This is a genomic window from Kitasatospora sp. NPDC007106, assembly GCF_040634455.1.
Taxonomy (GTDB): Bacteria; Actinomycetota; Actinomycetes; order Streptomycetales; family Streptomycetaceae; genus Kitasatospora; species Kitasatospora arboriphila.
The window spans coordinates 1-12,974 of sequence record NZ_JBEYFP010000125.1 but is presented as its reverse complement, the minus strand read 5'-3'; the positions used below and the strand labels follow the sequence as shown (position 1 = coordinate 12,974).

Sequence of the window (12,974 nt, the reverse complement as noted above, 5' to 3'; positions counted from 1 at the left end):
CGGGTGCGGACCGTGGGGTCCGCACCCGTCGGGGGGTTGTCCGTGTCGGTCTCCGTCATCCGCGGCTCCTACCCATACCCATCTTCGAGGACATGCCGGTCATCGCCATGGCGATGGCCGCACCCGCGAGGCAGACCATCACGCCGCCGGTCACGCAGTTGGTCCAGATCGTCCGGTAGAACGCCTGGTCGCCGACGGTCGCCCAGGGAGCGACGATCGTCCAGGCGCCGAGTGCCAGTCCGGCGTAGGCGCGCGCGTGGGTCCGCTCGAAGGCGGTGGCGTAGCCGCCCAGCAGGAAGGCGAAGGTCAGACCGCAGATCAGGTTGCTCAGGGTCACGCCCTGGATGCCGCCCGCGGCGGGGAAGAGGGCGAACCCGACGACCCACGGGGAGATCGCCAGGAAGATTCCGGCGATGATGCAGAGCGCTTCGACGCCCTGGGCGAGCATCGTCGAGGTGACGCGCTCGTAGTGTTCACGCATGGCAAGGATGTCCGGATGGCGCTCCATACCCGGAAGCTGGGTCGACACCGGGAACCACCTCCAAGGTCGGTGACGAGGCAGGCGACTGCCCCGTACCCATTGTGTCCCTTATCTAACCTTTACGCCTGATTATCACCCTTTTGTCATGATGTGCCCGGCCGCTCGACCCTCAGTGCGGCGTCGGCCTGCAGGAACGCCGCCACGGCCGCGGCCTCCCCGTCCAGTTCGTCCCGCACCGCCGCCGACAGTGCCCGGAAGGGCTCGACCACCAGGGCCCCCTTCTCCCGCCGCCAGCTGCCGAGCACCCGGCCGTCCGCCACCAGGGCCGGCTTCACGATCCCGCCGCCCGCGTTGATCCGCCGGGCGAACTCCGGCGCCAGCAGGGCGTCCCGGTTCCGGTAGCCGATCACGTAGTTGTCGAAGGCGCCGAGCAGCCGCACCACCGGCGGCCCGGCCGGCAGCGGCCCGGCGCCGGGCGCCGCGAACAGGCCCGGTGCGACCTCCTCCGGCCCGGCCGCGGCCACGGCCCGCCGGGCCTCGCGCACCGGCAGACCGGACCAGGCGGCGAAGTCGGCGGCCTCCGCCGGGCCGAAGGCCGCCAGGTAGCGGCCGGCCAGCTCGGCGGCCGGGTCCTCGGGCGCGGGGCGGCCCTGCGGCAGCGGCAGGTAGCCGGGATCGCGCGGCGTCACGTCGGCGCCCCGGCAGAGCAGCCCGTGCGCCGTCGCCCAGCCCATCAGATGGGCCGGGGCCTGGCCCGTCGGGTCGATCCCGAGGCCCTGGTCGTTCAGCAGCCGGACGAGTTCGGCGCGGCCGCGCGGTACGTCCAGCAGTGCGGGCAGCAGCTCCCCGGCGCGGGCGCAGACCTCCTCGGTGAGCCCGAGTTCGCGGCGCCGCCGGGCACCGGCGGCCAGGTTGCGGGCGGCGAACAGGCCGAGCATCCAGCGCGCGTCCTCGGCCGGCACCAGGTGCAGCGTGCCGCGCATCAGCGCGAGCACCACCGTCTCCCCCGCGGCGAGCGCCCGCCCCGGCTCGCCCGGGTCCGCCACGCCGCGGGCCCGCAGCCCCAGCCGGGCCGCCCCGGCGTCCTGCGCCTGCACGCCCCCCGACGTCCCGGCGGCCGCCGCGGCCCGCGTCCGCGCCCGCCCGAACTGTGCCTGCATCCGCCGCCGCAGCAGCTCCACCTCGTCCACCCGGCCATTCTTCCGCCGGGCGGACCGCGTGAGGTGCGTCTCACGCGGCGCGCCCGCATTGCCTATGCAACTCGTTGCATAGCAGGATGCGGGCATGGCACTGGAGCACGCGATCCTCGTCTCCCTCCTGGAGCAGCCCGGGTCGGGCTACGAACTGGCCCGCCGCTTCGACCGCTCCATCGGGCGCTTCTGGACGGCCACCCACCAGCAGATCTACCGGGTGCTGCGGCGGATGGAGGCGGACGGCTGGGTCGCCGCGGAGGAGGTCGCCCAGGACGGGCGGCCGGACAAGAAGGTGTACTCGGCGACCGCGGCGGGCCGCGGTGTCCTGGTCGGCTGGCTGCGCGAGCCGGTCGAACCGGAGACCGTCCGGCACGAACTCGCCGTGAAGATCCGCGCCGCGGCCTTCGACGACCCGGCCGCGCTCGTCCCCGAGGTCGAGCGGCACCGCGCGGAGCACGCCGCCCTGCTCGCCCGCTACCTCTCCGGCGAGCAGCGCGACTTCCCCGACACGGACGCCCTCGACGCCCAGCAGCGCCTCCAGCACGTGGTGCTGCGCGGCGGCATCGAGTACGAGCGGATGATCCTCGCCTGGCTGGACGACGTGCTCACCACCCTGCACCGCCTGCAAGCCACGCCACCCTCGACCCCTGGGACCTGATGATGCAGCTGTTCAACCCGCGCTCCTACGACCCCGCGCAGTTCGACGACACCACCCGCCGGTTGCTGCGCGCCACCGTCGACTGGTTCGAGTCGCGTGGCAAGAAGGCGCTGATCGACACCTACATCGACCGCGCCTGGTACGCGGACTTCCTGGAGTTCGCCGCCAAGGAGGGCCTGTTCGCGGAGTTCCTGACGCCGTCCTCGGCCGACCCGGCGAAGCGCTGGGACACCGCCCGGATCGCCGAGCTCAACGAGATCCTCGGCTTCTACGGCCTCGGCTACTGGTACACCTGGCAGGTCACCATCCTCGGCCTCGGCCCGGTCTGGCAGAGCGAGAACGAGGCCGTCCGCGCCCGCGCCGCGCAGCTGCTCTCCGAGGGCCACGTGATGGCCTTCGGCCTGTCCGAGCGCAGCCACGGCGCCGACATCTACTCCACCGACATGGTGCTGACCCCGGACGGCGAGGGCGGCTTCACCGCCACCGGCTCCAAGTACTACATCGGCAACGGCAACGTGGCCGGCCTGGTGTCGGTCTTCGGCCGCCGCTCCGACGTGGAGGGCCCGGAGGGCTACGTCTTCTTCGCCGCCGACAGCCGGCACGAGGCGTACCACCTGGTCAAGAACGTGGTGAACGCGCAGATGTACGTCAGCGAGTTCCGCCTGGAGGAGTACCCGGTGCGCGCCGAGGACGTGCTGCACACCGGCAAGGCCGCCTTCGACGCCGCGCTGAACACCGTCAACGTCGGCAAGTTCAACCTGTGCACCGCCTCGATCGGCATCTGCGAGCACGCGATGTACGAGGCCGTGACGCACGCCCACAACCGGGTGCTGTACGGCAAGCGGGTCACCGAGTTCGCCCACGTGAAGCGCGAACTGACGGACGCGTACGCGCGCCTGGTCGCGATGAAGCTGTTCAGCTCCCGCTCGGTGGACTACTTCCGCACCGCCTCTCCGGAGGACCGCCGCTACCTGCTCTTCAACCCGATGACCAAGATGAAGGTCACCACCGAGGGCGAGAAGGTCATCGACCTGATGTGGGACGTCATCGCGGCCAAGGGCTTCGAGGCGGACACCTACTTCGACAAGGCCGCCAAGGACATCCGCGGCCTGCCGAAGCTGGAGGGCACCGTCCACGTCAACCTGGCGCTGATCCTCAAGTTCATGGGCAACTACCTGTTCAACCCGGCCGAGTTCGCGCCGGTGCCGAACCGGGTGGACGCCGCGGACGACGAGTTCCTGTTCCGCCAGGGCCCGGCCCGCGGCCTGGGCGCGATCCGCTTCCACGACTGGCGCACCGCCTACGACACGCACGCCGCCGTGCCGAACGTGGCCCGCTTCCGCGAGCAGGCGGACGGCCTCTGCGCGCTGCTGCTCGCCCACGCGCCGAGCGCCGAGCAGCAGCAGGACCTGGACTTCCTGCTGGAGATCGGCCAGCTCTTCGCGCTGGTCGTCTACGGCCAGCTGGTGCTGGAGCAGGCGGAGCTGACCGGCCTCGACGGCGACGTCCTGGACCAGATCTTCGACGCCCTGGTGCGGGACTTCTCCGCGCACGCCACCGAACTGCACGGCAAGTCCTCCACCACCGAGGAGCAGGCCGCCTGGGCGCTGGCGCACGTCCGCCGCCCGGTGGCCGACGCCGAGCGCGCCGCCCGGGTCTGGGCGAAGGTCGAGGCGCTGTCCGGCGCCTACGAGATGCAGCCGTAGTGCGAGGGAGGGGGTGCCGCCTCTCCGGCACCCCCTCCGCCCTGCCCGTCAGAAGGTCAGTTTCCAGCCGGCGATCGTGCCGGTGTCCTGCGCGGCCACGTCCTGCACCTTCAACTTCCAGGTGCCGTTGGCCACTTCGCTGGAGGCGTTGACGGTGTAGGTGGTGATCACGTTGTCGGCCGAGTCGTTGGAGCTGGAGTTCTTCAGCCGGTAGCTGCTGCCGTCCGGTGCGACCAGGTCGATCACCAGGTCGCCGCGCCAGGTGTGCTTGATGTCCACGCCCACCTGCAGCGCGGCGGGCGCGTTGCCTGCCACCCCGGAGACGGTGATCGAGGAGGTCACCGCGGCCCCCGCGTCCGGGATCGCCACGGCGGTGGTGTTCTCGAAGACCTTGCCGGGCGGCGGCGCGCTCTCGGTGCCGAGCGTCCAGACCGCGTGGGCGATCGCGTCGCTCATCCGGTCCAGCGCGGTGTCGTCGATGTTGGCGCTGGTGTCGCAGGACGCGTGGTAGCAGCGGTCGAAGGCCTGGCCCGCGGTGCCGCCCCACTTGCTCGCCTGGGCGCTGGTCTTGGTGTAGTCGGCGCCGCTGAACAGGCCGCCGACCGGGATGCCCGCGTTCTTGAACGGCGCGTGGTCGGAGCGGCCGTCACCCTCGGTCTCCGGCTCGGTGGCCACGCCGATCCCGGAGAAGTACGTCTTGAACAGGTTGTCCAGCTTGGTGTCGTCGTCGTAGACGAAGTAGCCGGGGTTCGGCGAGCCGATCATGTCGAAGTTGAGGTACGCCTCGATGCTCGAACGCTCGCCGGCGGACAGGCCGTTGACGTAGTTCTTGGAGCCGACCATGCCGTACTCCTCGGCGCCCCACCAGCCGAACCGCAGGTGCTTGGTGGGCTGCAGTCCGGCCCGCGACACGGCGAGCGCGACCTCCAGGATGCCGGCCGAGCCGGAGCCGTTGTCGTTGATCCCGGGCCCGCCGGTGACGGAGTCCAGGTGGGAGCCGGCCATCACCGTGTGCGAGGCGTCGCCGCCAGGCCAGTCGGCGATCAGGTTGTAGCCGGTGGCGCCGTTGTAGGTGAAGGTCTTCAGCGCGGTGGTGTAGCCGGCCGCGTCGAGCTTGGCCTTCACGTAGTCGACCGAGGCCTTGTACCCGGCCCGGCCGTGCGCCCGGTTGCCGCCGTTGGCGGTGGCTATGGACTGCAGCTGGGCGAGGTGCGCCTTGACGTTGGCGACCGGGATGTCGGGGGCCGCCGCGAGCGCGGGGGCGGGCCCGGCGGACGCGGAGGGGGCGAGCAGCGTCGCGGCGAGCGTGGCGGCGGCGACGGCGGCCAGGGCGGCGGGACGGCGCAGGCGGGATCGCCGCTGCGCACGCCGGAAGGCATGCAGGGACACGTAGGACTCCGGATTCCGGTGGGGCAGAACGGGACCTGACGGTGCGGCCGCCCGGTGGGGTGGGGGTGGGCGGCCGTGAAGTTGACGCGCTCATGATGGTCGGGCTTCGGTAAAGCCACCGTCAAGAGGCCGTCACACAACGGCCGTTCGCCTGACACCCGTTCACCGGCTCGCCCCCGGACGGAGCAGCACCGGGCGCCGGTCAGGTCCATGCCCGGCACAGTGGCCAGGAGTGCCCCCGCTGCGAAAGGCCCGCCGTCGTGCCGCCGAACCCCCGCCCCCGCCCCGTCCGCCGCCTGCTGGCCGCCGCGCTGCTGGCCACCGCCCTGCTGCCCGCCGCCCCGGCCGCCGCGGCCGAACACCTGCGCACCGTCTACGGCCGCCCCGTCCCCTTCGGCGACGGCGCCGCACACACCTACGCCCGCCTGCGCGGCGACGAGCCCGTCGAGATCGGCGTCGCCCTCACCCGCGGCTCGCTGACCGACCTGCCCACCGAACCCGCCGACGGCCGGCACTGCTACGACCGCGACGGCGACGGCACCGTCGACCCCATGCACGAGTGCGCCGGCGGCCACGAGTACGCGCTCGCCCTGCCCCGGGCCCTGCGCGACCTGCCCGGGATGCCGCTGGACTTCGCCCTGCTCGACTGGGACCCGGCCGGCCACGGCCCGCCGAAGGTCTACGACCGCCCCCACCTCGACGTGCACTTCTACCTGCAGTCCGACGCCGAACGGCAGGCGATCCGCCCCGGCCCGTGCGGCATCCTGATCGACTGCACCGACTTCGCGACGGCCACCAGGCCGCTGCCGCCCGAGTACCTGCCCGCCGACTACACCGACAAGGGCCTCGCCCAGGTCGCCATGGGCAACCACCTCACCGACCTCACGGGCGAGGAGTGGCACGGCAAGGGATTCACCCGCACCTTTGTGTACGGCACCTACGACGCCCGGATCACCTTCCTGGAGCCGATGGTCACGCTCGCCGCGCTGCAGGCCGCCGAGGGCGCCGACCCGGCCGACGCGTGCCGGCCGGTCAAGCAGCCGCAGGCCTGGCAGGTGCCCGGCTGGTACCCGCGCGCCTACTGCGTGCGGCACTCGGCCGACAGCGGCGAGTACACCGTCTCCCTGGAGGACTTCGCCCGGCACGCCTGAGACCCGCCGCCCCACCCGACCCCACCTGGAGGCCCCATGCCGCCCGTCGGACTGCTCGCCCGCATCGAGGCCAAGCCGGAACACGCCGAGGAGGTCGCCGAGCTGCTGCTCGGCGCGCTGCCGATGGCCGTCGAGGAGGTGGACACCCGGACCTGGTTCGCCTTCCGCGAGAGCGAGACCGTCTTCGGCATCTTCGACACCTTCGACGACGCCCAGGGCCGCGAGTACCACCTCCAGGGCCGGATCGCCGCCGCCCTCATGGAGGCCGCCCCCCGCCTCCTCGCCGCCCCGCCCGACATCCGCTACGTGGACGTCCTCGCGGCGGCGCTGCCGTAGGAGGCAGCGGTCGAGGTGCCCCCGGCGCCCCTGAGCTGCTGCCCCGACTGCACCGGCAACCGGACGTACGGTGGACGTGGAGAGGCTCAGCCATGTACTACCCCGACCGTGAGGAAGCGGGCCGCCGGCTGGCGGCCGAACTGCAGCGGTGGCGCGGGGCCGACCCGGTCGTGGTGGCGCTGCCCCGCGGGGGCGTCCCGGTCGCCGCGCCGGTGGCCCGGGCGCTGCGGGCGCCGCTCGACATCTGTGTGATCCGCAAGCTCGGCGTGCCCTTCCAGCCGGAGCTGGGCATGGGGGCGATCGGCGAGGGCGGCGCCCGGGTGGTCAACGACGCGGTGGTGCGCGGCGCCCGGGTCTCGCCCGAGCAGCTCGCCGAGGTCGAGCGGGAGGAGCGGGCCGAGCTGGAGCGCCGCGCCGAGCGGTACCGCCGGGGCCGCTCGCCCGTTCCGCTGGCCGGCCGGACGGTGATCGTGGTGGACGACGGGGTGGCGACCGGCTCGACCGCGCTGGCGGCCTGCCGGATCGTCCGTGCCCGCGGGGCGGCCCGGGTGGTGCTGGCGGTGCCGGTGGCGCCGCAGGACTGGGCGGCCCGGCTGGGCGGGGACGTCGACGACCTGGTCTGCCCGCACACCCCGGCCCGGTTCTGGGCGATCGGCGAGTTCTACACGGACTTCTCGCAGACCTCGGACGCCGAGGTGATCGCCCTGCTCGACGAGGCCGCGGCCCGGCAGCAGCAGCCAAAGGACCCGGAGATCACCCTGGAGGCGGGCGGCGTGGAGCTGCTGGGGGTGCTGACCCGGCCGCAGGACGCCCTCGGCCTGGTGCTGTTCGCGCACGGCAGCGGCAGCGGCCGGCTCAGTCCGCGCAACCGGTACGTGGCGGGCGAACTCAACCGGGCCGGGCTGGCGACACTGCTGTTCGACCTGCTCACCCCGGCCGAGGAGATCGACCGGGAGAAGGTCTTCGACACGGAGCTGCTCGGCCGGCGGCTGGCGGAGGTGACCCGGCTGGTCACGGCGCGGCCGGACTGCGCCGGACTGCCGGTCGGCTACTTCGGCGCGAGCACCGGCGCGGCCGCGGCGCTGCGGGCGGCCGCCGAGCCGGGTCTGCGGGTGGCCGCGGTGGTCTCCCGCGGCGGGCGGCCTGACCTGGCCGGGCCGGTGCTGGGCGGGGTGTCGGCGCCGGTGCTGCTGATCGTCGGCGGGGCCGACCGCACGGTGCTGGAGCTGAACCGGCGGGCGGAGGCGCAGCTGGGGGCGCCGGCGTCGCTGGCGGTCGTCCCGGACGCAGGCCACCTCTTCGAGGAGCCCGGTGCGCTGGAGGCGGTCGCCGCCCTGGCCGCGGACTGGTTCGCGCAGCACCTCTCGCCGGTGGCCCGATGACTGGGCAATCCGTACAGCCCGCCAGGCCCCGACCTGCTCACCTTGTACACATTGATCAGTGGAAATCGCAGCTGTTGCCCAACCTCCGGACCGAAGGCAAGCTCTGCGCAACCGCTACCGCCCGACCCCTCGCGGTGCGGAGAACCTCAACGTGGAGGAGCACCGATGACCGCCAACGCCGTGGAACTCACCCCCGCCGAGCTGGAGGCCGGCCTCGACGCCGAGCAGCTCCGCACGCTCGTCGGCCTGGTCGAGCACGACCCCGCGGGCGACCCCTTCCCGGTGACCGCCCAGGACGCGGTGGTGTTCGTCGTCGGCAACGCCACCCAGACGGCGCAGTTCTACCAGGCCGTGTTCGGCATGGAGCTGGTCGCCTACTCCGGCCCGGAGACCGGCCGCCGCGACCGCAAGGCCTTCGTGCTGCGCTCCGGCTCGTGCCGCTTCGTGATCAAGGGCGGTGTCTCCCCGGACAGCCCGCTGCTGGACCACCACCGCCGGCACGGCGACGGCGTGGTCGACCTGGCGCTGGAGGTGCCGGACGTCGACAAGTGCATCGCGCACGCCCGCGCCCAGGGCGCCACCGTCCTGGAGGAGCCGAACGACGTCTCCGACGAGAACGGCACCGTGCGCCGCGCCGCGATCGCCACCTACGGCGAGACCCGGCACACCCTGATCGACCGCTCCCGCTACAACGGCCCGTACCTGCCCGGCTACGTCGTCGCCGAGAGCAAGGTGCAGCGGCCCGCCGGCGCGCCGAAGCGGCTGTTCCAGGCGCTGGACCACGCGGTCGGCAACGTCGAGCTCGGCAAGATGGACGAGTGGGTCTCGTTCTACAACCGGGTCATGGGCTTCGTGAACATGGCCGAGTTCGTCGGCGACGACATCGCCACCGAGTACTCCGCGCTGATGTCCAAGGTCGTCGCGAGCGGCAACCACCGGGTGAAGTTCCCGCTGAACGAGCCGGCGATCGCGAAGAAGAAGTCGCAGATCGACGAGTACCTGGAGTTCTACACCGGCGCCGGCTGCCAGCACATGGCCCTCGCCACCAACGACATCCTCACCACCGTCGACGTGCTGCGTTCGCGCGGCGTCGAGTTCCTCAACACCCCGGACTCCTACTACGACGACCCGGCGCTGCGCGAGCGGATCGGCAAGGTCCGCGTGCCGATCGAGGAGCTGAAGTCCCGCGGCATCCTGGTCGACCGCGACGAGGACGGCTACCTGCTGCAGATCTTCACCAAGCCGATCGGCGACCGCCCGACCGTCTTCTACGAGTTCATCGAGCGGCACGGTTCGCTGGGCTTCGGCAAGGGCAACTTCAAGGCGCTCTTCGAGGCCATCGAGCGCGAGCAGGAGAAGCGCGGAAACCTCTGACCCACCCCCTGACGAGGAGACCGGGACATGGCGCACTACCGGCAGCTGGGCGACATCCCGCCCAAGCGGCACACCCAGCACCGCACGCCCGAGGGCGGGCTGTACTACGAGGAGTTGATGGGCGAGGAGGGCTTCAGCTCGGACTCCTCGCTGCTCTACCACCGGGGCATCCCCTCGGCGATCGTGGACGCCCGGCCGTGGGAGCTGCCGAGCCAGGCCACCACGCCCAACCTTCCGCTGATCCCCCGCCACCTGAAGCTGCACCAGCTCTTCGGCGAGGAGTGGAAGGGCACCGACGTGGTGGCCGGGCGCCGCCTCGTCCTCGGCAACTCCGACGTGCGGATCTCGTACGTGGTCGCCGGGGCGCCCAGCGAGCTGTACCGCAACGGGCTCGGCGACGAGTGCGTGTACGTGGAGGACGGCGAGGCCACCGTGGAGACGGTGTTCGGCTCGCTGGACGTCCACCGCGGCGACTACGTGATCATCCCGCGGGCCACCACGCACCGCTGGGTGCCCACCGGCGACGGCCCGCTGCGCGCGTACTGCATCGAGGCGAACAGCCACATCACCCCGCCGAAGCGCTACCTGTCCCGGTTCGGGCAGTTGCTGGAGCACGCGCCGTACTGCGAGCGGGACCTGCGCGGGCCGGTCGGGCCGCTGCTGGTCGACGGCGCAGACGTCGACGTGCTGGTCAAGCACCGCGGCACCCACGGCGTGGTCGGCACCCGCTACACCGTGCCGCACCACCCGTTCGACGTGGTCGGCTGGGACGGCTGCCTGTACCCGTACGCCTTCAACATCGAGGACTACGAGCCGATCACCGGCAGGATCCACCAGCCGCCGCCGGTGCACCAGGTGTTCGAGGGCAACAACTTCGTCATCTGCAACTTCGTGCCGCGCAAGGTGGACTACCACCCGCTGTCGATCCCGGTGCCGTACTACCACTCCAACGTGGACAGCGACGAGGTCATGTTCTACTGCGGCGGCGACTACGAGGCCCGCAAGGGCTCGGGCATCGGCCAGGGCTCGATCTCGCTGCACCCCGGCGGCCACACCCACGGCCCGCAGCCGGGCGCGTACGAGCGCTCGATCGGCGCCGAGTTCTTCGACGAGCTCGCCGTCATGGTCGACACCTTCAAGCCGCTGGAGCTCGGCGAGGGCGGCACCGCGAGCGAGGACCCGGGCTACGCCTGGACGTGGTCGGGCGGACGGGGGCCGGGCCGGTGACGCCGCTGTACGCAGGGCTCTTCGACGACGCCGCGCTCTTCCCGCCCGGCGACCTGCCGCTCGCCGAGGCGGTGCCGGCCCACCGCGGCCACCGCACCGCCTGGTACGCGGAGACGGTCGGCCCGTTCCTCTGCGGCCCCGGCCGGCTGGCGGACCTGGTGCGCACCGCCGGCACCGGCCCGCTGCCGGTCGGGCTGGTACTGCCGGGGGGCAGTGCGGGCCCGGCCGCGGCGCTCAAGGAGGCCGCCGGCCTCGACGTGGTGAGCATCGAGATCGCCACCGACGACGTCGCCGCCACGGTGGCGCAGCTCGCCGCGGAACTTCCCGAGGGCATCGCCGCGGCCGTCGAACTGCCGCGCGACGGCCGGACGGAGGACTCGCTGGACGCCCTGGCCGGCACCCCCCACCGGGCCAAGTACCGCACCGGCGGGCTCACCGCCGGGGCCTTCCCGCCGGTCGGCGAGCTGGCCGCCTTCCTGGTCGGCTGCGCCGAGCGGGCGGTGCCGTACAAGTGCACCGCCGGGCTGCACCACGCCGTCCGGCACACCGATCCGGTGACCGGCTTCGAGCACCACGGCTTCCTCAACGTGCTGCTGGCCGCCGCCGCGGGCGACCGGGACGGCGCGGTGGCGGCGCTGGAGGAGCGCTCGCCGGCCGTGGTCGCGGCCGCGGTGGCCGCCCTGACGGACGACCGGGTCGCCGCCGCCCGCCGCTCGTTCACCTCCTTCGGCACCTGCAGCATCGCCGAACCCCTCGCCGACCTGGCCGACCTCGGCCTGCTCCACCCACCCACGCTGGAGGACCGTTGACCTGGCTCGCCATCCCGCAGGACTCGCCGTACGGCATCCACAACCTGCCGTACGGCGTCTTCAGCGCGAACGACCAGCCCGGCCGCCGCCGGATCGGCGTGCGGATCGGCGACCACGTGCTGGACGCCGGCGCGGCCGCCCGGGCCGTCGGCGCGCCGTCCGTGCTGCTCGACGCCGACACCCTCAACCCGCTGATGGCGGCCGGCCGGCGCACCTGGCGCGAGGTCCGCGGCGCCCTCACCGAGTGGCTCGCCGACGAGGCGCACCGCCCGGCGGTCGCCCCCTGTCTGCTGCCGCTCGCCGAGGTCGAACTGCACCTGCCGTTCGAGGTCGCCGACTACGTCGACTTCTACGCCTCCGAGCACCACGCCTCCAACCTCGGCCGGATCTTCCGCCCGGGCTCGGAGCCGCTCACCCCCAACTGGAAGCACCTGCCGATCGGCTACCACGGCCGGGCCGGCACGGTGGTGGTCTCCGGCACGCCGGTGGTCCGCCCGAGCGGCCAGCGCAAGGCCCCCGCCGACGCGGCGCCGGGCTTCGGCAAGTCCCGCCGGCTCGACATCGAGGCCGAGGTCGGCTTCGTCGTCGGCGCGCCGAGCGAGCTCGGCACGGCCGTCCCGATGTCGGCCTTCCGCGAGCACGTCTTCGGCGTCTGCCTGCTCAACGACTGGTCCGCACGCGACATCCAGGCGTGGGAGTACGTGCCGCTCGGCCCCTTCCTGGGCAAGTCCTTCGCCACCTCGGTCTCGCCCTGGATCGTCCCGCTGGACGCCCTGGAGCACGCCCGGGTCGCGCCGCCCACCCGCGACGTGGAGCCGCTCGGCTACCTCGACGACCGCGGCGGCGAGCCGTGGGGCCTCGACCTGGCCATCGAGGTGTCGCTGAACGGCCACCGGATCTCCCGGCCGCCGTTCGCCACCATGTACTGGACGGCCGCCCAGCAGCTCGCCCACATGACGGTCAACGGCGCCTCGCTGCGCACCGGCGACCTGTTCGCCTCCGGCACCGTCAGCGGCCCCGAGGTGGACACCCGCGGCGCCCTGATCGAGCTCACCTGGAACGGCGAGAACCCGGTCAAGCTGCCCGACGGCACCACCCGCACCTTCCTGGAGGACGGCGACGAGGTGGTGATGACCGCCACCGCCCCCGGCCCCGACGGCAGCCGGATCGGCTTCGGCGAGGTCACCGGCCGCATCCTGCCCTGACCCGCGGGCTGCCCCGGCGCACCGCCCGGTCGCCTGCCCCGTCCACCCCGGCTGAGCGGGGCG

Annotated in this window: 12 protein-coding genes; 9 read left to right on the top strand and 3 right to left on the bottom strand. The window is 73.0% G+C overall.

Annotated features, from left to right (window positions below; translation table 11 throughout):
* Positions 1 to 55: 55 nt before the first annotated feature.
* Together ABZ641_RS13920 and ABZ641_RS13915 are read right to left on the bottom strand one after the other, a co-directional pair.
* Positions 56 to 481 (bottom strand): SPW repeat protein, encoded by a 426-nt coding sequence (locus ABZ641_RS13920; protein ID WP_344623682.1) that lies wholly within the window; start codon positions 479 to 481, stop codon positions 56 to 58.
* A gap of 143 nt (positions 482 to 624) precedes the next feature.
* Entirely contained in the window at positions 625 to 1,671 is a 1,047-nt protein-coding gene (locus ABZ641_RS13915) for a winged helix DNA-binding domain-containing protein (protein ID WP_359981652.1), read from the bottom strand.
* Between the two features lie 94 nt (positions 1,672 to 1,765).
* Here ABZ641_RS13915 and ABZ641_RS13910 point away from each other — a divergent pair, with 94 nt between their 5' ends.
* Positions 1,766 to 2,332: a PadR family transcriptional regulator gene (locus ABZ641_RS13910; RefSeq protein WP_359981650.1), complete on the top strand. Its 567-nt coding sequence runs from the start codon at positions 1,766 to 1,768 to the stop codon at positions 2,330 to 2,332.
* Positions 2,332 to 4,038, top strand: a complete 1,707-nt coding sequence (locus tag ABZ641_RS13905) for an acyl-CoA dehydrogenase family protein (RefSeq protein ID WP_344623679.1) — start codon at positions 2,332 to 2,334, stop codon at positions 4,036 to 4,038. The genes ABZ641_RS13910 and ABZ641_RS13905 overlap by 1 nt, the downstream gene beginning before the upstream one ends.
* A gap of 48 nt (positions 4,039 to 4,086) precedes the next feature.
* Here the strand turns inward: ABZ641_RS13905 and ABZ641_RS13900 are convergent, their stop codons facing one another.
* Positions 4,087 to 5,421 (bottom strand): M28 family metallopeptidase, encoded by a 1,335-nt coding sequence (locus ABZ641_RS13900; protein WP_344623729.1) that lies wholly within the window; start codon positions 5,419 to 5,421, stop codon positions 4,087 to 4,089.
* A gap of 266 nt (positions 5,422 to 5,687) precedes the next feature.
* Here ABZ641_RS13900 and ABZ641_RS13895 point away from each other — a divergent pair, with 266 nt between their 5' ends.
* The 7 genes from ABZ641_RS13895 (at position 5,688) to fahA (ending at position 12,911) form a co-directional block, all read left to right on the top strand.
* On the top strand, positions 5,688 to 6,578 hold the full coding sequence (locus ABZ641_RS13895) for a hypothetical protein (RefSeq protein WP_344623678.1): 891 nt from the start codon (positions 5,688 to 5,690) through the stop codon (positions 6,576 to 6,578).
* 36 nt (positions 6,579 to 6,614) lie between these two features.
* Positions 6,615 to 6,914 carry an antibiotic biosynthesis monooxygenase gene (locus tag ABZ641_RS13890; protein WP_344623677.1) on the top strand — a complete coding sequence of 100 codons (300 nt, stop codon included), beginning with the start codon at positions 6,615 to 6,617 and terminating at the stop codon, positions 6,912 to 6,914.
* Between the two features lie 92 nt (positions 6,915 to 7,006).
* Entirely contained in the window at positions 7,007 to 8,296 is a 1,290-nt protein-coding gene (locus ABZ641_RS13885) for a phosphoribosyltransferase family protein (protein ID WP_359981646.1), read from the top strand.
* 165 nt (positions 8,297 to 8,461) lie between these two features.
* Complete coding sequence (gene hppD / locus ABZ641_RS13880) at positions 8,462 to 9,670, top strand: 4-hydroxyphenylpyruvate dioxygenase (protein WP_344623675.1); 1,209 nt, start codon at positions 8,462 to 8,464, stop codon at positions 9,668 to 9,670.
* Between the two features lie 27 nt (positions 9,671 to 9,697).
* Positions 9,698 to 10,897: a cupin domain-containing protein gene (locus ABZ641_RS13875; RefSeq protein WP_344623674.1), complete on the top strand. Its 1,200-nt coding sequence runs from the start codon at positions 9,698 to 9,700 to the stop codon at positions 10,895 to 10,897.
* Entirely contained in the window at positions 10,894 to 11,706 is an 813-nt protein-coding gene (locus tag ABZ641_RS13870; protein WP_359981643.1) for a hypothetical protein, read from the top strand. The genes ABZ641_RS13875 and ABZ641_RS13870 overlap by 4 nt, the downstream gene beginning before the upstream one ends.
* Positions 11,703 to 12,911 carry a fumarylacetoacetase gene (gene fahA, locus ABZ641_RS13865; RefSeq protein WP_359981640.1) on the top strand — a complete coding sequence of 403 codons (1,209 nt, stop codon included), beginning with the start codon at positions 11,703 to 11,705 and terminating at the stop codon, positions 12,909 to 12,911. Before ABZ641_RS13870 ends, fahA begins: the two co-directional genes overlap by 4 nt.
* Positions 12,912 to 12,974 lie beyond the last annotated feature (63 nt).

Bases quoted from the DNA above. Each gene is read 5' to 3' on its own strand.
- ABZ641_RS13875 (WP_344623674.1), top strand. From the start codon at position 9,698: ATGGCGCACTACCGGCAGCTGGGCGACATCCCGCCCAAGCGGCACACC.
- ABZ641_RS13910 (WP_359981650.1), top strand. From the start codon at position 1,766: ATGGCACTGGAGCACGCGATCCTCGTCTCCCTCCTGGAGCAGCCCGGG.
- hppD (WP_344623675.1), top strand. From the start codon at position 8,462: ATGACCGCCAACGCCGTGGAACTCACCCCCGCCGAGCTGGAGGCCGGC.
- ABZ641_RS13920 (WP_344623682.1), bottom strand. From the start codon at position 481: ATGCGTGAACACTACGAGCGCGTCACCTCGACGATGCTCGCCCAGGGC.
- ABZ641_RS13905 (WP_344623679.1), top strand. From the start codon at position 2,332: ATGATGCAGCTGTTCAACCCGCGCTCCTACGACCCCGCGCAGTTCGAC.
- ABZ641_RS13885 (WP_359981646.1), top strand. From the start codon at position 7,007: ATGTACTACCCCGACCGTGAGGAAGCGGGCCGCCGGCTGGCGGCCGAA.
- ABZ641_RS13890 (WP_344623677.1), top strand. From the start codon at position 6,615: ATGCCGCCCGTCGGACTGCTCGCCCGCATCGAGGCCAAGCCGGAACAC.